Source organism: Pseudomonas sp. Mn2068 (genome assembly GCF_049319725.1).
In the GTDB taxonomy this organism is placed as follows: Bacteria; Pseudomonadota; Gammaproteobacteria; order Pseudomonadales; family Pseudomonadaceae; genus Aquipseudomonas; species Aquipseudomonas gingeri.
The window spans coordinates 142,853-164,216 of sequence record NZ_JBMOUG010000013.1 but is presented as its reverse complement, the minus strand read 5'-3'; the positions used below and the strand labels follow the sequence as shown (position 1 = coordinate 164,216).

Below are 21,364 nucleotides of genomic sequence, written 5' to 3'. Positions count from 1 at the left end.
GCTCAGTGCTTCCGTGGAGCCAGGTAGCCCAGCCAGCGGCGCTCGGCCAGCTTGAACAGGCGCACCAGGATAAAGGTCAGGCACAGGTAGAACACGCCGGCAGTGATGTAGGCTTCGAACGGCAGGTAATACTGGGCGTTGACGGTACGCGCGGCGCCGGTGATATCGATCAGGGTGACGATGGAGGCCAGGCTGGTGGTCTGCAGCATCATGATCACTTCATTGCTGTACTGCGGCAGCGCCCGGCGCAGGGCCGATGGCAGCAGGATGCGCCGATACATCTTGTAGCGCGACATGCCCATGGCCTTGGCCGCCTCGATCTCGCCATTGGGTGTGGCCCTGAGGCTGCCAGCGATGATTTCCGCGGTATAGGCGCTGGTGTTGATGGCAAAGGCCAGGCATGCACAGAAGGTCGCGCTCGACAGCCAGGGCCAGAGAAAGCTCTCGCGCACCGCTTCGAACTGGGCCAGGCCGTAGTAGATCAGGAACAACTGCACCAGCATCGGCGTGCCGCGGATCACGTAGGTGTAGAGCCAGGCGCTGGTGTTCACCAGAGGCTGCCTGGACACCCGCATCAGGCCCAGCGGCAAGGCCGCCAGCAGGCCGAACAGCAACGACAAGGCCAGCAGTTTCAGGGTGGTCAGCAAGCCGCCGAGGTACAGCGGCATGGCCTCCCAGATGACGTTGTAGTCGAAGATCATAGATCAGCCGCCCTTACGCCTACCGAGTAGCGCTTCTCGAGGTGACGCAATGCCAGCAACGAGACACTGGTGATCACCAGGTACATCGCCGCCACTGCAAGGAAGAAGGTGAAAGGCTCGCGGGTGGCGTCGGCCGCCTGCTTGGCCTTGAACATCATGTCTTGCAGGCCGACCACGGAAATCAGTGCGGTGGCCTTGGTCAATACCAGCCAGTTGTTGGTGAAGCCGGGAATCGCCAGGCGAATCATCTGTGGCACCAACACCCGGAAGAACACTTGCAGGCTGCTCATGCCGTAGGCCATGCCGGCCTCGGCCTGCCCCTTGGGGATCGCCATGAAGGCACCGCGGAAGGTTTCCGACAGGTACGCCCCGAAAATGAAACCCAGGGTACCGATACCGGCCGCCAGGGGATTGAGATCGATGTAGTCGTCATAACCGAGCAACGGCGCGACACGATTGAGCAGGTCCTGGCCGCCGTAGAAAATCAGCAGGATCAGCACCAGGTCGGGAATCCCGCGGATCACCGTGGAATACAGGTCGCCGAGCCAGGCCAGCCAGCGCACCGGCGACAGGCGCAACGCCACCCCGATCAGACCCAGGACAATGGCCAGGGCCATGGACGACAAGGCGAGCTGAAGCGTCAGCCAAGCGCCATCGAGGATAACCGCCCCGTAGCCTTTCAACATGATTCAGGTCCTCGAAAACAGGGATGAAAAAATGGCGCAAACCTCAGGGAGCCTGTTGCTTGCGCCATTTCGGACGAACTGCTGCGATGACTTACTTGCCGTAAATATCGAAGTCGAAGTACTTGTCCTGGATTTGCTTGTACTTGCCGCTGGCACGGATCGCGGCGATAGCGGCGTTGATCTTGTCCAGGTCGGCCTTGTCACCCTTGCGCACGGCGATGCCGATGCCGTCACCGAAGTACTTCTCGTCGGTGAATTGCGGGCCGACGAACGCGAAGCCCTTGCCGGCGTCGGTTTTCAGGAAGCCGTCCTGCAGCAGGGTGGCATCGGCCACGGTGCCGTCGAGGCGGCCGGCGGCCACGTCGAGGTAGATCTCGTTCTGCGAACCGTAAGGCTTGATCTCGGCACCCAGCGGAGCCAGGACCTCGCGAGCGAAACGCTCGTGGATCGAGCCGCGCTGCACACCGATATTCTTGCCCTTGAGTTCGGCGAGGTTGGCGCTGATGACAGTGCCTTCCTTCATCACCAGGCGAGCCGGGGTGTTGTAGTACTTGTTGGTGAAGTCGACGGACTTCTTGCGGTCTTCAGTGATCGACATGGACGACAGGATCGCGTCGATCTTGCGCACCTTGAGCGCCGGGATCAGACCGTCGAACTCCTGCTCGACCCAGACACACTTGACCTTCATCTCTTCGCACAGGGCGTTGCCGATGTCGTAGTCGAAACCGACGATGCTGCCATCCGGCGCCTTGGAAGCGAACGGAGGGTAAGCCGCTTCGATACCAATTTTCAGAGGCTTTTCATCGGCGAATGTCGGCAGCGACAGCACGGACAGTGCCAGGGCGCCAAGAAGCACGAGTTTCTTCATCTTAGGACTCCATCGGTAAAGGGCAAAAACGGCAGAGTGAGCGTGAGCCCAATATGCGGATGGGTTAAACGGGATAGCGTTGCCGCGTCCTGCAGGCGCTGGTTCGAGTCCAGCCCAGGCAACGACGAGGGAGTGATCGGCATTCTAACGACAGGCCCGAAGTCGATATTTCTTCAATGCGACAACTAATTACAGAAGCATCGAGAATGCCGACCCGGCACATTGACAGCCCTTGAGTTTTATGCAAGAGCAAAAGACAGGCAACCGATCTACGTTGCAAATTGCGGGCCTATTATTCGCAAAGCCTTCTATTCCGGCAAGCACAGCGTGCGACGATGTTTTTTCCGCAGGCCTGGTAGGCCGAAAAACAGTGGCGGGCGTTTCCCTTTGCCCCGGTTATGGGCGACAGGTGACATATTCGGTTACTTGAAGGTGCAAGGGTAACAACCGGAAATGCCCTACGGCAAAAACCGATATTTATCTCTTTCTCACTCAGATACGCCTGCTCTTTGCAGGCGCAGGCTTGCCGACGAAGAGGCCCCTGAGCCCCGCAGAGCCCCTCCTGCCGCCATCGCCGGCAAGCCGGCTCACAAGTAAAAAGCCCCGCCCGGCTCACGCCGGACGGGGCTCGATGACCTTGAAGCGCCTCAGGCGACGTTCATGGTCTTGTGGGTATCGATCAAGTGCTGCACCACACCCGGATCGGCCAGGGTGGAGATATCACCCAGCCCGTCGTATTCCGCCGTGGCAATCTTGCGCAGGATACGGCGCATGATTTTCCCCGAGCGCGTCTTCGGCAACCCCGGCGCCCACTGGATCACGTCCGGCGAGGCGATCGGCCCGATCTCCTTGCGCACCCAATTCTTCAGCTCCAGGCGCAACGCCTCGCTCGGCTCCTCGCCACTGTTGAGAGTGACATAGACATAGATGCCCTGGCCCTTGATGTCATGGGGCACGCCGACCACCGCCGCCTCGGCGACTTTCGGGTGGGCGACCATGGCGCTTTCGATCTCGGCGGTGCCCATGCGGTGCCCGGAAACGTTCAACACGTCATCGACACGGCCGGTGATCCAGTAATAGCCGTCTTCGTCGCGACGGGCGCCGTCACCGGTGAAGTACATGCCGCGGAATGTCTTGAAGTAAGTGTCGACGAAACGGTCGTGGTCGCCGTACAGCGTACGCGCCTGGCCCGGCCACGAATCGAGGATCACCAGGTTGCCTTCGGCCGCCCCTTCGATGATGTTGCCCAGGTTGTCCACCAGAGCCGGTACCACGCCGAAGAACGGACGGGTCGCCGAGCCCGGCTTGAGGGCATGGGCGCCCGGCAGCGGGCTCATCATGTTGCCGCCGGTCTCGGTCTGCCACCAGGTATCGACGATCGGGCAGCGGGACTTGCCGACATTCTTGTAGTACCAGTCCCAGGCTTCCGGGTTGATCGGCTCGCCCACCGAGCCGAGCAGGCGCAGGCTGCTGCCATCGGCGCCTTCGACGGCCGCGGTGCCCTGGGCCATCATGGCGCGGATGGCCGTTGGTGCGGTGTAGAGGATATTGACCTTGTGCTTGTCGACGATCTTCGCCACCCGGGTGATGTCCGGGTAGTTCGGCACACCTTCGAACAGCACGGTGGTCGCGCCGTTGGCCAGCGGCCCGTAGACGATATAGGTGTGGCCGGTGACCCAGCCGACGTCGGCGGTGCACCAGTAGACTTCGCCCGGACGGTAGTCGAATACACGTTCGTGGGTCAGGGCCGCATACAGCAGGTAGCCGCCGGTGGTGTGCTGGACACCCTTGGGCTTGCCGGTGGAACCAGAGGTATAAAGGATGAACAAGGCTTCTTCAGCGCCCATCTCTTTCGGCGCGCAGACACTGCCCGCCACTTTCATCAGGTCTTCGAACCAGATGTCACGATGCTGGTTCCACTTGATGTCGCCGCCGGTGCGCTTGCACACGATGACTTTCTGGATGCTGCTGGTTTCCGGGTTGGTCAGGGCATCGTCGACGTTGGCCTTGAGCGGGATCTTCTTGCCGGCACGCACGCCTTCGTCAGCGGTGATCACCACTTTAGAACGGCAGTCGATGATCCGTCCGGCCAGGGCTTCGGGCGAGAACCCGCCGAACACCACCGAGTGGATAGCACCGATCCGGGTACAGGCCAGCATGGCGACCACGGCTTCGGGAATCATCGGCATATAGATGGTCACCACGTCGCCGCGATGGACATCCTGCCCGCGCAGGGCGTTGGCGAACTTGCAGACCTGCTCGTGCAGTTCGCGATAGGTGATGTTGCGCGAATCGGCAGGGTCGTCGCCCTCCCAGATGATCGCGACCTGATCGCCGCGCTCGGCCAGATGGCGATCCAGGCAGTTATAGGAAACGTTCAGGGTGCCATCGGCGAACCATTTGATATCGACATGGTGATCGTCGAAGGAAGTCTGCTTGACCGTGGTGAAAGGCTTGATCCAGTCGAGACGCTTGGCTTGTTCGCGCCAGAAGCCGTCAGGGTTGACGACCGACTGCTGGTACATCGCCTTGTAGGTCGCCTCGTCGGTCAGCGTAGTCGCCAGGACCTCAGGACGAACGGGGTACAGGGAAGCCGCACTCATCTTTCTTACCTCGGTGGATAGTTGTTGTTTTATGGCCCTGTTGTAGCCGGGCTGACGCGGGTGGGCCATTCGACGATGGTAGTAACAAAACCCTACAAAACATCGTATTAACCGCCGGCAAGGCTCAAGCACGCCGCCCGCAGCGTTTTCTGGCCCGGTGAAAATAACTCGGATCCGGGGTGTGCGAGACGTTTTTCGACGATTGTTACAGGTTTTGTCAATAGTCTTTATCAAATGCCCCTCTATATGAATGGTTTGCGCACTCTTAAAATCAACTTCGCCAACTAAGGCAACGAATTAACCAAGTGACAGCCCCCACGAAGGCCGTTAATTCGAATTCAAACTTTCGACAGCTTCACTCGCGGCCTCACAAGGGCCGCGTGCCCCCACACGACCGTCAATAGGTGAACCCGATGAAACTTTTTGCCGCTTTAATCCTCAGCAGCCTGTGTGCCACAGCCATGGCCGGCGAGGCGGCGACTGATGTAGCCAACCAGAACCTGCCCGTAGAGGAATACACTTACTCGGCACACCCGGATATTCACAAAGTTATCTCCATGAGTGAAATCCCGGAAGTTTGCGAAGTTGTACCGGCACGCATGGTCTACGAAGACTCCCAGGGCGTCCGGCATATCATGGAATATCGCGTAATGGGTAACGGTTGCTCCAACGGCTGATAGCCGGCATAAAAAAACCACCCGCCGCAGGCAACGAGTCCTGCGGCAAAGGTGCATCCCCCGTCAAACCACCCCCTCGCCGATCAGCCGGACCGACCGTCGCAAAACACCCCCTCCGGTCAAAAAACTCTTTTGCCGCCAAAGCCCTGCAAATCCGAGGCGCGTCCTGAAAAGCACGCACAAGGTCGGAATCCGTCACACCATTGACCCGAAAAAGCCCTTATAATGTCCCGGTAAACGGGCTCGCAACATTCCCTTGCAAGGTAGCGTTCTCACGCTGGCATCACTGCAGGAACAGGCGTCATTCCCTGCGCCACCCGCCCCTCGAGGGCCCCGTACAAATTTTCCGTTGTTTGCCTGCGTAGCTTTGCCTGCATAGCCAGGGCGACAAACGATTCCATCTATCCAACGCGGCCGTTGGCCGTGTGAAAAACCGACCATCAGTGTTTTCACACGGGCGACAGGCCCTCACGCAGGAGACGACACGTCATGCTGAGCTGGGACGAATTCGACAAAGAAGAAGGTGAAGCAGCGCCCAAGGGTGCCAACGCCGGCCATGCCACCGAAGCCAACATGGACCGCCTGGACAGCGCCGGTGGTGCCGCCGCCCTCGAGGCCCGTGCCGTGACCGCGTCCGATTCGGCCGCCATCGCCCGTGCCAAGGCTGCTCTCGACGCCCTCGACGTTGCCGAAGGCCTGGCCGAACTCGACGGCGCCTCGGCCCGTGTCGCAGTCGATGAAAAGCGCATGATCAACTGCCGCGCCGACCTCAACCAGCTCGTCCCCTTCAAGTACGACTGGGCCTGGCAGAAGTACCTCGACGGCTGTGCCAACCACTGGATGCCGCAAGAGGTCAACATGACCGCCGACATCGCCCTGTGGAAAAACCCGGAAGGCCTGACCGACGACGAGCGCCGCATCGTCATGCGCAACCTCGGCTTCTTCTCCACCGCCGACTCCCTGGTGGCGAACAACCTGGTGCTGGCCGTCTACCGCCTGATCACCAACCCCGAATGCCGCCAGTACATCCTGCGCCAGGCCTTCGAAGAGGCGATCCACACCCACGCCTACCAGTACTGCATCGAATCGCTGGCCATGGATGAAGGCGAGATCTTCAACATGTACCACGAGATCCCTTCGGTGGCGAAAAAGGCCGCCTGGGGCCTGAAGTACACCCGCTCGATCTCCGATCCGAAGTTCGAGACCGGCACCGTCGACACCGACAAGGAACTGCTGCGCAACCTGATCGCCTACTACTGCGTGCTGGAAGGCATCTTCTTCTACTGCGGCTTCACCCAGATCCTGTCCATGGGTCGGCGCAACAAGATGACTGGCGTCGCCGAGCAGTTCCAGTACATCCTGCGCGACGAATCCATGCACCTGAACTTCGGCATCGACGTGATCAACCAGATCAAGATCGAGAACCCGCACCTGTGGGATACCGAGATGAAGGAAGAAGCCACGCAGATGATCCTGCAGGGCACCCAGCTGGAAATCGAATACGCCCGTGACACCATGCCCCGCGGCGTACTGGGCATGAACGCGGCGATGATGGAGGACTACCTCAAGTTCATCGCCAACCGTCGCCTGTCGCAGATCGGCCTGAAGGAAGAGTACCCGGGGACCACCAACCCGTTCCCCTGGATGAGCGAGATCATGGACCTGAAGAAAGAGAAGAACTTCTTCGAGACCCGCGTGATCGAGTACCAGACTGGCGGCGCGTTGAGCTGGGATTGATCTTCGTCCTGCACCAATAGTCCGGAAAGCAAAAAGCCCTGAACTTGTTCAGGGCTTTTTTATTTGCCTACCTGTATCAGGAAGCTACACGCTGCTCTTTCAGCCCTCGCGTTTCGATCACATCAAATACGTCACTGGCATCCTGTAGCAACAATCGCGAAATAGCGGCAATGTTGCCCAGGTCTTGCGGATCGCTATCGCTCAGCCGGCTACAGGTAAACAAGGTCATCAACTTGTTGACCGCCCGATTGCCTCCCTCCCAGTCATCTCGCTTTGGATATGAAGGCGTTCAGGCATACAACTCACGCAAGGCCGCCGTCGCCAGAAAGCCGGAGCGTGAGGCATAGCGTTGATCTTTTTGGACACGTTCGTCGATCCACTCAAGCAGGTGCTCAGGCAGTGACGCGTTGAATCTCACCGACTTGCCCAGGTAAGGCGTCAGATCAAAATCGACAAGGGCCCACAACCCACCCGCGTAATCAGGCACGTCCAGATAGACATCCACCTCCCGTGCATGAGGCAGCGGCTGCCCATCGGCCAACAGACCTTTTATACACACCACACACAACCAACTTTCTCCCCATCAAAGCAAAGGCAGTTACAGAAAATGTCATCTGCTGGGTGCACCCGCCATCGCGGCTCCCATACCGATAATCGGAATCCTGAAAAACCGGTTGATCAGGCTTACAAACAACTGTACAAAAACACAGTACATTTCATCCTGATCGATACCGGAGAACAGCATGTCCTGCCCAGCCAGCCTTTCAGTGCCAAGGACCACCGCCGAGCGCATCGTGCTTCATCAATTCACGCCCAAGCACTGTGCCCAGGCCCGCGTCATGCTGGGCTGGAGCCAGGAGCAGTTGTCACGGGAATCCGGCGTCTCGGTGGCAGCCATCCAGCGTTTCGAGGCCGGTGAACCGCTCAAGGATGTCACCCGCCTGGCACTGGCCTTTCGCCTGGAAGCCGAGGGCCTGGTATTTTTCCCCGGCTTTGCACCAGGTCGGGGGATGAATATTCGCGGCTGCACGCCGGATCCGATCAAGCGCGAAGATTTCGAAATGATCGAATAAGCGATGAGTGCCCACCTGGCGGCAGGACGTCCGAAGATGGCTTGAGCAAAGCGCTGATGTCAGCGGGCGATTGATGCCCGGTCAAGCTCTTCGATCACACGATCGACCAGGGCTTCTACCGGATAATGAGTGGAGTCCACCCGCAGCAACGGGCATCTCAGTTCCTTGATCCAGGTTTCATGGCGTTTCAGGCTGCGGGTGCCGTGGTCACCCGTGTCATAACCGGCGGCCCAGTCCAGAAAGGTCTGTGTGGCAAGAAAACGTTCACCGCCCGGATATATTCGTGCACCGTAACGCTGGAACTCCCGCCATCGCAGACGTTGCAGGCGAACCTCGGGGGCCAGCCAGACGAAAATGGCATGGGTAAACGCCGGGATCAGTGCATCGCCCCAACCGCACAGCGAACCGGAGAGTATCCAGCTGTCATGCCCGGTAAGCTGTTCGCGTAACAGGCGTATCCGTTCGTCCCTCGGCCGCTTGCAACTGAAGGGCTGTTCACTGGGCTGCCAGTAGAAGTTGTCCGAGTCGAAATGCGCGATACCCAGGCGCTCGGCCAGTGCCCGGCCCAGGGTCGTGGTGCCGGAGCCGGAGGCACCGAAAAGGTGGATTCTGTAGGCCATAAGGATTCCTGAGCACATCCTGTCTCACACACCATGATAGACCGGCGGCCTCCCAGGCCCTGGCACGCGCACTTACCCGGCGACGGGCAGGCCTTCTTGTGCAGCGTCTAGAGCTGCAGTTGCAGCGACCGCCGTATGACCTGCGGCGGCTGTCCGTAGGCCCGCAGAAAGGCCCGGCGCATGCGCTCGGCGTCACCGAAACCGGTGTCTCGGGCGACGATATCGATGGAATGCCAGCCCGACTCCATCATCAACCGGGCCGCCTCCAGGCGCAGGTGTTCAATGGCCTTGGCCGGGGACTGGCCGGTTTCCGCCCGAAACAGGCGGCTGAATTGCCGGGGACTGAGATGCGCCACCTGCGCCAGTTGCTCCACGGACAGATCCTCGCGCAGGTTCTCCTGGGCAAAGGCCAGGGCGCTCTGCACGCGATCGGACTTCGGATCAAGGGCCAGCAGCGCGGAAAACTGCGACTGACCACCCGCCCGACGGTGATACACCACCAGGGTGCGTGCCAGCTCCCGGGTCACTTCCACGCCCAGGTCCTGCTCCACCAGGGCCAAGGCCAGGTCGATACTGGCGGTCATGCCGGCCGAGGTCCAGATCGGTCCGTCCACGGTGAAGATCCGATCCTCTTCAAGCCGGACACCCGGATACCGCTGCCGGAAGATTCGCGCGTGATACCAGTGGGTCGTCGCCCGTCGACCCTCGAGCAGGCCGGCCGCGGCCAGATGAAACGAGCCGGTGCAGGCCGAGGTGATGCGCCGGGCAAAGGCCGGGGCAGCACGCAGATAGTCAATCAAGCCGCACGCGCCGGGCACCAGGTCGTTATCGCCCACCACCAGCAGGGTGTCGTACTCCTGTGCACCGAACGGCCTGGTCTCGACACCAAAACCCATGGAGCTCCTGACCACGCCGCCGTGCTCGGAAACCAGATCGACCCGGTAGACCTCACGCTCCACTTGCAGATTGGCATGCTCGAAGACCGAACCGGTAGCCAGCGTCAGCGCCTGGAAACCCGGGAACAGGATAATGCCGACGCTGATCATGGAAGGTTCTCCGGGATGTCCTAAAAGGTGGGATATCTGACATTGCTGACAATAAATTACCACCATAATCTTAGTTCCAGCAACGCCGACATCTCGCCGGCCATTCTGGAGACTCGTTATGACTCAAACATCCCACCCAGGCGTGGCCCTGATCACTGGCGCCTCCTCCGGCATTGGCGCCCTGTATGCCGATCGCCTGGCGCGCAGCGGCCACGACCTGATCCTCGTCGCCCGCAATCGCGAACGCCTGGAAAAACTGGCACTGCGCCTGGGCCAGGAAACCCAGCGCACCATCGAAGTGGTCCAGGCCGACCTGAACGACAACCGCGACCTGGCCCGCATCGCCCATATCCTGGAAACCGACAGCCGTATCCGTGTCCTGATCAATAACGCCGGGGTGGGCGCCGCGTCCCCGCTTCTGGAGTCCGAGCAGGCCAAGATGGATGCGATGATTCAACTGAACGTCGTCGCCCTCACCCGCCTGGCAAAATCTGCCGCGGCCAGCTTCGTGGCTCGTGGTGAAGGGACGATCGTCAATATCGCCTCCATCGTCGCCCTGGCGCCGCAACTGCTGAACGGGGTATATGGCGGGACCAAGGCCTATGTGCTGGCATTCACCCAGTCGCTGCACCATGAACTGAGCGACAAGGGCATCAAGCTCCAGGCCGTGCTGCCAGGCGCCACCAGCACTGAGTTCTGGGACGTGGCCGGCCTGTCGGTCCAGCACCTGCCGAGCGAGATCGTCATGAGCGCCGAGCAGATGGTGGACGCCGCCCTCGCCGGCCTGGCCCAGGGAGAACTGGTGACCATTCCGTCGCTGCCGGATATCGCCGACTGGCAGGCATACGAGCAGGCCCGACTGGCACTGGGCCCCAATCTGTCCCACAGCCGGCCGGCGTCACGTTACCTGACCGGCGCCTGACCCGCCCCGGAGCAAGCCCGCCAACGGGCTTGCTCACTTCACCGGGAGAAGTCAGGGCAGATCCGGGTGGACCAGTTGCGCGGAAACCTGTTCATAGCCATAGGCAACCGCCAGCAGCTCGGCCTCGCTCCAGCGGCCGGCGAAGAAGTGAACCCAGGTCGGCATGCCGTCGACATCCAGCCCCGAAGGCACGGTTATCCCCGGGTATCCCGCCAGGGCGACGCTGGCGACTTCCAGGAATGCCCACGGATGCGGGTCACCCAGGATCGCATCCAGACCATGCTTGACCAATACACTGTCGATATTTGTCCGGGCTTCGCCTCCAAGTTCGGAGACCAGTTGCAGGTACTTGCCTTCGTCCAGTACCAGCGCATTGGCCCTTTTCAACAGATTCTGGTTATGGTTTTCCTCTGCCGGCTGGCTTTCGTTGTAATCAATCAACCCTTGCAACGTGGAGACCGGCAGGCCGGGGCGGCTGGCGAGATAATCCGGCAGAACGCGCTTGATCGACATGTCGAACAAACGGTCCAGGCGTGCCGTTTCACCCTGGCTCCAGTCGGTATGTGGCAGATCGACCGGAACCAGTTGCGCCCGCGCCTCCTTCATGGTCGCCAGCGCCCTGGCAAACTGCGGATGATCCTCCATGGCCTGGCTGCCAGGCTGGAAACGGCTCGGATAACCGATGACCTTGCCCTTCAGCGCATCCTCTTTCAGCAATGCGCTGTAGTCCTTCGCTACCGGCACCTGTGACGTGGCCGGGTCCTTCGGGTCAAGACCGGTCATTGCATTGAGCATCAGGGCGGCATCCCGCACCGACCGGGTGATCGGGCCGGCGCTGTCGAGTTCACGCGAACCCGGGACGATACCCGAGCGACTCAACAGGCCCACCGAGGGTTTCAACCCCACGACACCATTCCTCTGCGCCGGGCAGATAATCGAGCCCAGGGTTTCGGTCCCTACCGACAGCGGCGCAAAACCGGCGGCAACCGCAGCCGCCGAGCCCGAACTGGAGCCACAGACATCGCCGTCGAGTTTGTGGGGATTATGGGTCTGTCCACCCCGGCCACTCCAACCGTCGGGTAGTTCGTCGCCGCGGAAGTTCGCCCACTCACTCATGTTGGTCTTGCCCAGGATGATCGCTCCGGCCTCACGCAGCCTGGCGACGGTAAAGGCATCCCGTTGCGCCGGTTGGCCGACCATGGCCGGCGAGCCGGCCGCGGTCTGCAGGCTGTCGCCGGTTTCGATATTGTCCTTGAGCAGCACCGGTACGCCATGCAACGGACTGCGGACTTTTCCCTGTCGGCGCTCTTCATCCAGCGCCTGGGCAACCTTCAGCACTTCGAGATCAAGCTCGAGGACAGCGTTGATCGCGCGCTCTTCAATCATTTTCTTATCGAGACGACGGATGCGCTCGTTCAGGTGCTGAACCAGGGCCACCGAGGTGAAGCACCCTTGCGCCAGCCTTTCGCCAAGGTCACTGGCACTCAAGTACTCAGCCCCCTGCAGAGCCTGGTCCTGGGTCGACGGTGACGACGCGGCAACGGCCGTCTCGCAGATGCCTGCCAGGCTTGTCGCCGGAGTCAGGTACAAGGCATTCAACAAGGCGGCCTGGGCAAGCGCCAAGGCACATTTTTTGAACGGTAAAGACATGAATCGTGTCCTGATCAAACCAGAAGCCAGTGAGTCATTTCACTGGCGCCGGTCATCCTAATCGGCACTTGTGCAAGAAGCGCCGGACACGGGTCGTTACGGGTCGAGCCAAAAGTCGACGGTTGGAGTCAGATGCCTTAACGCGCGGCAGCCAGCAATTCGGCGGTTACCGTCTGCTCGACATCCAGCCACCAGGCGCGGCCACGATGGGGTTGCAGCAGATTGAACGCCTCGCCCATCTGCGGCGTGGTGATCGCCACATTACGCTCCCAGGCCAGGGCGAGAATCCGATCGAACGGTTCATGCCAGGCATGGAACGCCAGGTCGAACGTGCCGTTGTGGATCGGCAGCAACCAGCGACCCTTCAGGTCCAGGTGGGCCTGCAGGCTCTGTTCGGGCTGCATGTGCACATGGGGCCAGTCGACGTTGTAGGCACCGGTCTCCATCAGGGTCAGGTCGAACGGCCCGTAGTGCTCGCCGATCTGCTTGAAGCCATCGAAATAGCCGCTGTCGCCGCTGAAGAAAATCCGTACATCACCGACGATCATCACCCAGGACGCCCACAGGGTCTGGTTGTTGTCGAACAGCGTGCGCCCGGAGAAGTGCTGCGACGGCGTCGCGGCGAAACGGATGCCATCGACCGTGGTTTCCTCCCACCAGTCCAGTTGCCGGACCTTTTCGGCGGGAATACCCCATTTGACCAGCAGATCGCCCACGCCCAGCGGTGCTAGGAAGTGCCGGGTCTTCTCGGCCAGTTGCAGGACCGTCTTGTAGTCCAGATGGTCGTAGTGATTGTGGGAAAGAATCACCGCCTCGATGGGTGGCAACTCTTCCAGGCTGATCGGCGGCTGGTGGAAACGCTTCGGTCCGGCCCACTGTACCGGCGAGGCGCGCTCGACGAACACCGGATCGGTCAGCCAGAACTTGCCGTGCAACTTGAGCAACAGGGTCGAATGGCCAAGGCGGAATACGCTGAAGTCGGGCGCGGCCAATAGTTGCTCACGGCTCAACGCCGCGACCGGTACGCGGTTCGCCGGACGGGTATTGCGCGGTTTCTGGAACAGCATTTTCCAGAAGATGCCCAGGGTCTTGCCCAGACCGCCGTGAGGAGTCGGGGCCTGGTTGCGAAACAGCCCCTGCTCTTGCAGGGACGAGGATTTGTCGGGGGTGCGCGAACGAATAGCCATGACAGGGTGACTCCCGGGAACCCAGCGCAGTTCCCACGTTCAGTACGGAGTGATCGATGGCCGCCGCACGCAAGCCTTGATCCGGTAATATTGCAAAAAACAAACTACACTACACAGTGTAGTTTCTAGCTTGCAACAAAGCGCCCGACAAGTAAACTGCCGAGTGTAATTTTTATCAACCCTTTTGAAGCCTGCCCATGACCGTTCCCCTGCGCCTGACCGACCGTAAACGCGAAGCCATTATCCAGGCCGCCATCGAGGCCTTTCGCGCCGACGGTTTCGAGGTCACGAGCATGGACCGGATCGCCGCCATCGCCGGGGTCTCCAAGCGCACCGTGTACAACCACTTCCCGAGCAAAGAAGAATTGTTCGCGGAAATCCTCCACCACCTGTGGGCCAGCAGCGCTTCGCAACTGGATATGTCCTACCATCCGGAGCGCTCGCTGCGTGACCAGTTGCGCGATTTGCTGACGCTGAAAATGCGTCTGCTCAATGACGGCAACTTCCTCGACCTGGCCCGGGTGGCGATCGCCGCCACCATCCATGCTCCCGAGCGCGCGCAGGATATGGTTTCGCGCCTGGCCGAGCGCGAGGAAGGTTTCAAACAGTGGATCCGTGATGCCCAGGCCGACGGCACCTTCAAGGCGGTCGACCCGGAATTTGCCGCCCAACAACTGCACGGGCTGCTCAAGGCCTTCGCCTTCTGGCCACAGATCACCCTCGGCCAGCCACCGCTGGATCCCCCGATGCAGACCCGCGTCATAGAATCGGCGCTGGATCTGTTCCTCGCCGGCTACGAAATCGTCAAATAGCCGGCGCAGACGCCTGAATCACCTTCCAGACCTTCGAAATGGCTTGGAAGGACACTGATTATTCTTTACGGAATGCTCGACAATATTCATCTTGCTTATCCGATGAACGGCCGTTCCGTGCAGAGCACAGCTTTTGTGCTCAGATAAAGAAAAAAGTGGCGCATAGACCTATGGAAATCCAACGTGGCAAAGGGCAGTCGTTTGCCAGACGCATTTACCTGCCCCGAACGGTAGGCGTTGGCATCGGTTGTTTCAGCGTGATCGCCGCACTCGCTCCCCTGTCGATGCCAGCCTGGATCTGGGGCCTGCTGCTGCTCAATGCCGTCGCCTGGCCGCACGTGGCGTACCGGGTCGCCCGCCACTCCAGCTACCCCTACCGCACCGAACGACGCAATATCCTGATCGATTCGCTGATGGGCGGGTTCTGGGCGGCGACCATGCAGTTCAATCCCCTGGTCACCGTCAACATGCTCTCGCTGATGACCATGCACAACGTCGCCGCCGGTGGCCCGCGGCTGATGGCCCAGGGCGTGGCCGCGCAAGCGCTGGGGATCGTGGTGTCCTGGCTGATCTTCACCCCGGCGTTCAACCCGGTGACCACCCAGCTGCAGATCTATGCCTGCCTGCCGGTGCTGATCCTGTACCCGATGGTCATCGGCATGGGTTGCTTCAAGCTGGCGATCAAGCTGGCCGAGCACAAGCGTGCCCTCAGCGCCCTGAGCCGCACCGACAGCCTGACCGGCCTGCTCAATCACGGTTCCTGGAAAGACCTGCTGCACGTCAAGTTCCACAAATGCCGGCAAGCGCAATGCCAGGCCACGATCGCCGTGATCGATATCGACCACTTCAAGAGCATCAACGACACCTACGGCCACCTGATCGGCGACAGCGTGCTGCGCCAGTTGAGCCGCGACCTGCGGGCCAACCTGCGTGAACACGACCTGGCCGGGCGCTATGGCGGCGACGAGTTCTGCGTGATCCTGCCGGATATGTCGCTGGCCCAGGCCAACGAGGTCATGGAGCGGCTGCGCCAGGTGTTCAGCAATTATCGCAGCGAGGAAGTGCCGGAGTTGCGGGTCACCCTGAGTATCGGCCTGGCGCCCTGCCGCGCCGACTTCAAGGATGCCGGCGCCTGGCTGAACGAAGCCGACAAGGCGCTCTACATGGCCAAGAACACCGGGCGCAACAAGGTCAACAGCGCCGACAACACCAGCGCCGATCCGTCCACCGAGTTCCTCGCCAACTCCGCCTGACGTCCGCTCGCCTCGTACAAAAAGCCGTACGGCGGATTTCTGTACAACTCCCGGCAGATTTGTATGACGATAAGGGCAAAGTGCCACCTACGGAACGCTGGCAACCGGTCCCCTGCCTGACGGGGTGAGCCGGGCTTCGACAGGGACTGACCCTAACGCTGTCCCTTCTCCGAGCGAACACCATGTTCTTTGCCGCCCACAAGAAAGCCATCCAGACCCTGCAACAGACCATCGATCAACAAGCCCACCTGCTCGCCGCCATCGACCGCTCCATGGCCGTCATCGAGTTCGATCTCAACGGCACGGTGCTGCGGGTCAACGACAATTTCCTCAAGGCCACCGGCTATCGCCAGGAGCAGGTCCTGGGCCAGCCCCACCGCTTGTTCTGCACACCGGCCTATGCCCGCAGCGCCGAGTACAGCCAGCTCTGGTCACGCCTGAAGTCCGGGCAGTTCGAGTCCGGCACCTTCGAGCGCGTCGCGGCCGATGGGCGCAATCTCTGGCTGGAAGCCAGCTACAACCCGATCCGCGATGAAAGCGGCAGCGTGGTGAAAATCGTCAAGTACGCGCTGGACGTGACCGCCAAGATGCAGCAGGAAAGCGAAGCCAATGGCAAGTTGCAGGCCATCGACCGGGCCATGGCCGCCATCGAGTTCACCCCCGACGGCACCGTGATCTGCGCCAACCAGAACTTCCTCGATCTGATGGGCTACAGCCCGGCCGAGATCCAGGGCAAGAATCACCGGGTCTTCTGCACCCCGGCCACCGTCGGCAGCAACGACTACCAGGACTTCTGGCGTCGCCTGAACCAGGGCGAATTCTTCAGCGGCCAGTTCGAACGCGTGACCAAGCGCGGTCAGACGGTCTGGCTGGAGGCCAGCTACAACCCGGTCTACGACGCCAGCGGGAAGCTGTGCAAAGTGGTGAAGTTCGCCTCGGACGTGACCCAGCGGGTCGAGAAACACACCCAGGACGCCATGAGCGCCAGCGAGGCGTATCACATCTCGGTCGAGACCCGCAAAGTCGCCGAGCAAGGCACCCAGGTGATCCAGCAGGCCGCCACCGAAATGCGCGAGATCGCCTCGAACATCGAGGGCTCCTCCGCGCTGATCGCCAAGCTGGGCGAACGCTCGGAGCAGATCACCGCCATCGTCAACACCATTCGCGGGATTGCCGACCAGACCAACCTGCTGGCCCTGAATGCCGCCATCGAAGCGGCACGGGCCGGCGAGCAGGGACGCGGGTTTGCCGTGGTCGCCGATGAGGTCCGCTTGCTGGCGGCGCGCACCAGCGGCTCGACCGCCGAGATTTCCAGCATGATCGACATGATCCAGAACGAAACCCAGCAGGCCATCCACAGCATGAACGGCACCCGTGACCGGGCGGCCAAGGGGGTCGGCCTGGCGGACGAAGCCGGTACGGTGATCCTGCAGATCCGCGATGGCGCCAGCAACGCCGTGCAGGCGGTCAGCATGTTCGCCAACGACCAGGGACATTGACGGGGAAACGCCAGGAAAGGGGCACTTGCCAGCGGGCGACAGGTCTATAGTGAGGCCTGTTTCCACGCCCTGAAGAGTGCCCCATGACCGCCGACACGCTCGAAGTAAAACCTGAAGAAAAAGTCGATCACCTGCGTTTCCATCGCGCCCATGCGCACCTCGGCCCGACCTTTGGCAACGACAACTTTGCCCTGAAGGCCGAAGCCTTTGCGCGGTTCTTCGGGACACCGACCTTTCTTGGCGCCCAGACCCTGATCGTATTGCTCTGGGTGGTGCTCAACGTCACCGGTATCACCCACTTCGACGTCTATCCGTTCATCCTGCTCAACCTGGCCTTCAGCCTGCAATCGGCCTATGCCGCGCCGCTGATCCTGCTGGCCCAGACGCGCCAGGCCGCCCGCGACAAGGCCCAGTCCGACGCCGACGCCCAGCACCGCGAAGCCCTGGCCATCGCCAACACCGAGCGCCAGGCCACCGCCGCAAAAAACACCGCGCAACTGTTGGAGTTGCTGGAGCAGAACACCCGCCTGACGGAAATGACCAAGCAACTGACCGAGCGCATCGAGAACCTGACCTCGGAGATGCACGAGCATTTCGTGCGCAAATCCTGACACCTCGCAGCCACACAGGCCACTAGAGACGGATTGACCGGGCCAGCTCATCGAACAGCGTCACCACCGAGCGCAAGGCACGGCAATCCGGGCGGGTCAGCAACCACAGGGCCGACTCATGGCAGGACAAGGGCGGGTGTAACGCCCGCATGCCCTGCGCCTCACTGATCATGAAGTCCGGCAGCACCGCGATACCCAACCCGGCCCCTACCAGTTCGGCCACCGACAACATGCTGTTGCAGCGATAAACCGGACGCACGCCAGGCAAGTGCTGCCGACGCCAGGTGACCGTAGGGTGATCGGGCAGCGAGTCATCCGGCGCGATCCAGGCCAGCCGCTGCGCATCCTCGTGGCCAGCCGCCCGCAGGTAGGCCGCGCTGCCACACACGCGATAGCTCACCTGCCCGAGACAACGCCCCACCAGATGCTCGGGCGGCGACGTCGTCAGGCGCACAGCGATATCCGCGTCGCGTCGGCTCAGGTTGGCGAAATCGTTGGTCGTGCTCAGTTCCAGGGTCAGCGCCGGATAGGCCGGCATGAACCGCGCCAGCGCCGGCAGCAGCAGGCTCTGCAATACCGAATCGGTACAGGTCAGGCGCACGGTGCCGCTGATCACCTCGCCGCCCTGCTCGATGCTGATACACGCCGCCTCCAGTGCCTGCTCGGCACGTTCGGCCTGCTCGGCCAGGGATTGCGCCAGGCTGCCGGGCAGATACCCGGCCCGGCTCTTCTCGAACAGGCTCTGGCCCAGTGCCGCCTCCAGCCGCCGCACCGCACGGAACACCGTCGATACGTCGACCTTGAGCAACGCCGCCGCTCGCGCCAGGGAGCGGCCACGCACCAGCGCCAGGATCAAGGCCAGGTCCGCATGCTCCAGTCGATAGTGCGCCGATGCATTGTTCACTTGGATAAATGCCTATATTGAATGCGCCAGCGCCACCTTATAGTTCGCGCCAGAAATCAACAAGCCGAGGGAAACACGGATGTCCATTCAACCCAGTCTCCGGATTGCCCTGGTCGGCGATCACGACCCGCAGGTCACGGCCCACCGGGCCATCCCGGTAGCCCTGCAACTGGCGGCCCAAACCGTCGACGTGACGGTGCGGCCCCACTGGCTGGCCACCGACAGCATCGAAGCCGGCACCGATCTCTCGGTCTTCGACGGTTTCTGGTGCGTACCGGCCAGTCCGTATCGCAGTCTCGAAGGCGCGTTATTGGCGATTCGGCATGCCCGCGAGCAGCAACGACCGTTTCTCGGCACCTGTGGCGGATTTCAACATGCCATTCTCGAATATGCCCGCCATGTGCTCGGCTGGGCCGATGCAGAACATGGCGAGGAGGTGCCCGATTCGCCACGTGCGGTCATCTCGCCATTGAGCTGTTCGCTGGTCGAGGCCACGGACAGCATCACGCTGGTGCCGGGCACGCGGATCGCCAGGGCCTATGCCCGCCTGCAGATCCACGAAGGATATCGCTGCCGCTACGGGATCAACCCCGAGTTCGAGGCCGCCTTTCTCGACGCCGGGATATCGGCCAGCGGTCGCGATACCCTGGGCGACCTGCGGGCGGTGGAACTGAAGAACCACCCGTTCTTTGTCGCAACCCTGTTCCAGCCGGAACGGGCCGCCCTGCAAGGCAACCCGCCACCACTGGTTGCTGCCTTCCTCAGCGCCTGCACGGAACGCTCGCAATAGGTAGAGCGAGCCTATCGCTTCGATCGCTGAGCAGAGCCGGCACGTCAGGTAGCGAGCACCCGGCGCAAGGCAGCAATCTCCGGAATATCCACGCGCCGCATATACACCCGCAGCGGTTCGCTGACAGCGATCCGATCATCGATATTCTGATCCAGCAGCAACTGAATACGCTCGCGGCTCAGGCACATGGTCTCCTGCGCCGCTGGCAACCAGACGAATTCGCTGGCGGGAATGATCGCGTCATCCGCCACGTCCATGCCGAAGGCGTCTTCGCTGAAACGGACAATGTATCGGCCGGTCTTGCGGTTCAGGCCGACAAAACCCTGGAGCCGGTCGGCGGCCTGGCAGATGAGTTCAGAGGTGATGCGCATGGTAAACCTCACTGGAGAGCCGGAAGGCTCATGGGTCGATGGTTTACACACAAGGCAGGCGGTGCGTTTCCCTCTGGAGGGGAAACTGCGACTCGAGCGTATTGCAGATTCCATCACGATTACGCCGGCAAAAAACGACGCATGTCAGCTTTATGTCGGTTTCGCGATAGCACTTGAAGCATTCAATTGTTAAAAGGAGTTCCCCCCGCTTCCACGAAAGGAATTCGAAATGCCCGTCACCTTCAGCAAAAGTACCCTGATCGTGAGCCTGTTGCTGGCCATGGGCCTGAGCAGCGCGCAGGCCAGCACCGCCTCGGCCGATCTCGCCGCCACCCACGGTATCCCGCATCCGGCCGTTATCGCCCACCGTGGCGCCTCGTTCGATGCCCCCGAATCCACCGCGGCGTCCTACACCCTGGCCCGCGACCTGGGCGCCGACTACCTGGAAATGGACCTGCAACGCAGCAAGGACGGTGTGATCTTCGCCCTGCACGACAACAACCTGTCGCGCACCACCGACGTCGCCAGCAAGTTCCCCGAGCGCAAGGACAGCCCGGCCGACGAGTTCACCTGGGCCGAGCTGCAGACCCTGGACGCCGGCAGCTGGTTCAACAAGGCCTACCCGGAGCGTGCCCGCCCGGCCTATGTCGGCCTGAAGATCCTCAGCCTGGACCAGATCATCGATATCGCCCAGGCCAACCCGAAACACCAGCCGGGCCTGTACATCGAGACCAAGGAGCCCAAGCAGTTCCCCGGCATCGAACATGACCTGAAGAACAAGTTGCAGGAACGCGGCCTGCTGAGCGCCAACACGGTGGTGTCCAAGGAACAGCCCCAGGTCGGCCAGGGCAAAGGCAAGGTGATCCTGCAGACCTTCGAGAAGAGCAGCCTGGAGCTGTTGCAGAAGGAAATGCCGGACACCCCGAAAATCCTCCTGCTGTGGGTCGGTGAAGGCAGCATCGAACCGAAGTCGAAGGTCAGCTTCGCCGACTCCGGCGAGAAGACCAAGGCCGCCTACTACGCCCGGCAGGAACCCAAGGACAAGGCCGAATTCGAGCAGTGGATCGACTACGCCAAGGCCCAGGGCGCCATCGGCACCGGCCCGTCGGCGGAGCTGACCCATGGCGGCGACCAGAGCTATTCGGACCTGGTCAAACCCTGGATGAACAAGTACACCCATGACAAGGGTCTGCTGGTGCACGTCTATACCGTCGACGAACCCCAGGACTTCAAGAAGGTCCTCGACGCCGGCGTCGATGGCATCTTCACCAACCGCGCCTCGGAACTGCTGAAGTACTTCAAGCGCGCTTCACCGAAGACCGTGCCGCAGATCCTCGAGGCCAACGGCTACTGA

General features: G+C 61.4%; 21 protein-coding genes and 1 pseudogene. 11 read left to right on the top strand and 11 right to left on the bottom strand.

The features are described from left to right. Positions 1-2: 2 nt before the first annotated feature. The 4 genes from ACL9RJ_RS25195 to acs form a co-directional block, all read right to left on the bottom strand. Positions 3-701 (bottom strand): ABC transporter permease, encoded by a 699-nt coding sequence (locus ACL9RJ_RS25195; protein ID WP_017126139.1) that lies wholly within the window; start codon positions 699-701, stop codon positions 3-5. Next, a complete protein-coding gene (locus ACL9RJ_RS25190) occupies positions 698-1,387 on the bottom strand; it encodes an ABC transporter permease (protein WP_017126140.1) in 690 nt (229 codons plus the stop codon). The genes ACL9RJ_RS25195 and ACL9RJ_RS25190 overlap by 4 nt, the downstream gene beginning before the upstream one ends. A 91-nt stretch (positions 1,388-1,478) precedes the next feature. Further along, on the bottom strand, positions 1,479-2,255 hold the full coding sequence (locus ACL9RJ_RS25185) for an ABC transporter substrate-binding protein (RefSeq protein ID WP_017126141.1): 777 nt from the start codon (positions 2,253-2,255) through the stop codon (positions 1,479-1,481). Positions 2,256-2,902: 647 nt separating this feature from the next. Then, a complete protein-coding gene (gene acs, locus ACL9RJ_RS25180; RefSeq protein WP_103032973.1) occupies positions 2,903-4,858 on the bottom strand; it encodes an acetate--CoA ligase in 1,956 nt (651 codons plus the stop codon). A gap of 413 nt (positions 4,859-5,271) precedes the next feature. Here acs and ACL9RJ_RS25175 point away from each other — a divergent pair, with 413 nt between their 5' ends. Continuing rightward, a complete protein-coding gene (locus tag ACL9RJ_RS25175) occupies positions 5,272-5,535 on the top strand; it encodes a DUF2790 domain-containing protein (protein WP_017126142.1) in 264 nt (87 codons plus the stop codon). A gap of 489 nt (positions 5,536-6,024) precedes the next feature. Beyond that, positions 6,025-7,272, top strand: coding sequence for a ribonucleotide-diphosphate reductase subunit beta (locus tag ACL9RJ_RS25170; RefSeq protein ID WP_212810042.1), 1,248 nt, complete (start codon positions 6,025-6,027; stop codon positions 7,270-7,272). A 289-nt stretch (positions 7,273-7,561) separates the two neighbouring features. On the opposite strand, the pseudogene ACL9RJ_RS25165 reads toward ACL9RJ_RS25170, so the two are convergent. Continuing rightward, a pseudogene (locus tag ACL9RJ_RS25165) lies at positions 7,562-7,822 on the bottom strand (type II toxin-antitoxin system HicB family antitoxin); the annotation flags it as partial. Positions 7,823-8,015: 193 nt separating this feature from the next. Here ACL9RJ_RS25165 and ACL9RJ_RS25160 point away from each other — a divergent pair. Continuing rightward, positions 8,016-8,345 (top strand): helix-turn-helix domain-containing protein, encoded by a 330-nt coding sequence (locus ACL9RJ_RS25160; RefSeq protein ID WP_042935299.1) that lies wholly within the window; start codon positions 8,016-8,018, stop codon positions 8,343-8,345. A gap of 59 nt (positions 8,346-8,404) precedes the next feature. Here the strand turns inward: ACL9RJ_RS25160 and ACL9RJ_RS25155 are convergent, their stop codons facing one another. Both ACL9RJ_RS25155 and ACL9RJ_RS25150 read right to left on the bottom strand, forming a co-directional pair. Beyond that, entirely contained in the window at positions 8,405-8,965 is a 561-nt protein-coding gene (locus ACL9RJ_RS25155) for an AAA family ATPase (protein ID WP_017126150.1), read from the bottom strand. Between the two features lie 107 nt (positions 8,966-9,072). Beyond that, positions 9,073-10,011 (bottom strand): GlxA family transcriptional regulator, encoded by a 939-nt coding sequence (locus ACL9RJ_RS25150; protein WP_017126151.1) that lies wholly within the window; start codon positions 10,009-10,011, stop codon positions 9,073-9,075. A gap of 118 nt (positions 10,012-10,129) precedes the next feature. Here ACL9RJ_RS25150 and ACL9RJ_RS25145 point away from each other — a divergent pair, with 118 nt between their 5' ends. Beyond that, positions 10,130-10,933 carry an SDR family NAD(P)-dependent oxidoreductase gene (locus ACL9RJ_RS25145; RefSeq protein ID WP_178990730.1) on the top strand — a complete coding sequence of 268 codons (804 nt, stop codon included), beginning with the start codon at positions 10,130-10,132 and terminating at the stop codon, positions 10,931-10,933. Between the two features lie 51 nt (positions 10,934-10,984). On the opposite strand, the gene ACL9RJ_RS25140 is transcribed toward ACL9RJ_RS25145, so the two are convergent. Further along, entirely contained in the window at positions 10,985-12,583 is a 1,599-nt protein-coding gene (locus tag ACL9RJ_RS25140) for an amidase family protein (protein WP_422765784.1), read from the bottom strand. Positions 12,584-12,720: 137 nt separating this feature from the next. Then, a complete protein-coding gene (locus ACL9RJ_RS25135) occupies positions 12,721-13,770 on the bottom strand; it encodes an MBL fold metallo-hydrolase (protein ID WP_422765783.1) in 1,050 nt (349 codons plus the stop codon). 197 nt (positions 13,771-13,967) lie between these two features. Between ACL9RJ_RS25135 and ACL9RJ_RS25130 the strand changes: the two genes are divergently transcribed. The 4 genes from ACL9RJ_RS25130 (at position 13,968) to ACL9RJ_RS25115 (ending at position 17,945) form a co-directional block, all read left to right on the top strand. Next, positions 13,968-14,582 carry a TetR/AcrR family transcriptional regulator gene (locus tag ACL9RJ_RS25130; protein WP_422765782.1) on the top strand — a complete coding sequence of 205 codons (615 nt, stop codon included), beginning with the start codon at positions 13,968-13,970 and terminating at the stop codon, positions 14,580-14,582. Positions 14,583-14,752: 170 nt separating this feature from the next. Then, positions 14,753-15,835 (top strand): diguanylate cyclase, encoded by a 1,083-nt coding sequence (locus tag ACL9RJ_RS25125; protein ID WP_178990724.1) that lies wholly within the window; start codon positions 14,753-14,755, stop codon positions 15,833-15,835. 182 nt (positions 15,836-16,017) lie between these two features. Next, positions 16,018-17,334: a methyl-accepting chemotaxis protein gene (locus ACL9RJ_RS25120; protein WP_422765781.1), complete on the top strand. Its 1,317-nt coding sequence runs from the start codon at positions 16,018-16,020 to the stop codon at positions 17,332-17,334. An 83-nt stretch (positions 17,335-17,417) separates the two neighbouring features. Beyond that, positions 17,418-17,945 (top strand): DUF1003 domain-containing protein, encoded by a 528-nt coding sequence (locus ACL9RJ_RS25115; RefSeq protein ID WP_017126157.1) that lies wholly within the window; start codon positions 17,418-17,420, stop codon positions 17,943-17,945. A gap of 22 nt (positions 17,946-17,967) precedes the next feature. Here ACL9RJ_RS25115 and ACL9RJ_RS25110 read toward each other — a convergent pair whose 3' ends face one another. Then, a complete protein-coding gene (locus ACL9RJ_RS25110; protein WP_245223002.1) occupies positions 17,968-18,855 on the bottom strand; it encodes a LysR family transcriptional regulator in 888 nt (295 codons plus the stop codon). Between the two features lie 73 nt (positions 18,856-18,928). Here ACL9RJ_RS25110 and ACL9RJ_RS25105 point away from each other — a divergent pair, with 73 nt between their 5' ends. Then, complete coding sequence (locus tag ACL9RJ_RS25105) at positions 18,929-19,639, top strand: CTP synthase C-terminal region-related (seleno)protein (protein ID WP_177084512.1); 711 nt, start codon at positions 18,929-18,931, stop codon at positions 19,637-19,639. Positions 19,640-19,683: 44 nt separating this feature from the next. Here ACL9RJ_RS25105 and ACL9RJ_RS25100 read toward each other — a convergent pair whose 3' ends face one another. Continuing rightward, on the bottom strand, positions 19,684-20,010 hold the full coding sequence (locus tag ACL9RJ_RS25100; protein WP_017126160.1) for a DUF2025 family protein: 327 nt from the start codon (positions 20,008-20,010) through the stop codon (positions 19,684-19,686). On the opposite strand from ACL9RJ_RS25100, the gene ACL9RJ_RS25095 reads away from it, so the two are divergent. Then, positions 20,009-20,203: a hypothetical protein gene (locus ACL9RJ_RS25095; RefSeq protein ID WP_177128543.1), complete on the top strand. Its 195-nt coding sequence runs from the start codon at positions 20,009-20,011 to the stop codon at positions 20,201-20,203. The genes ACL9RJ_RS25100 and ACL9RJ_RS25095 overlap by 2 nt on opposite strands. 36 nt (positions 20,204-20,239) lie before the next feature. Beyond that, positions 20,240-21,364, top strand: a complete 1,125-nt coding sequence (locus ACL9RJ_RS25090) for a glycerophosphodiester phosphodiesterase (protein WP_422765780.1) — start codon at positions 20,240-20,242, stop codon at positions 21,362-21,364.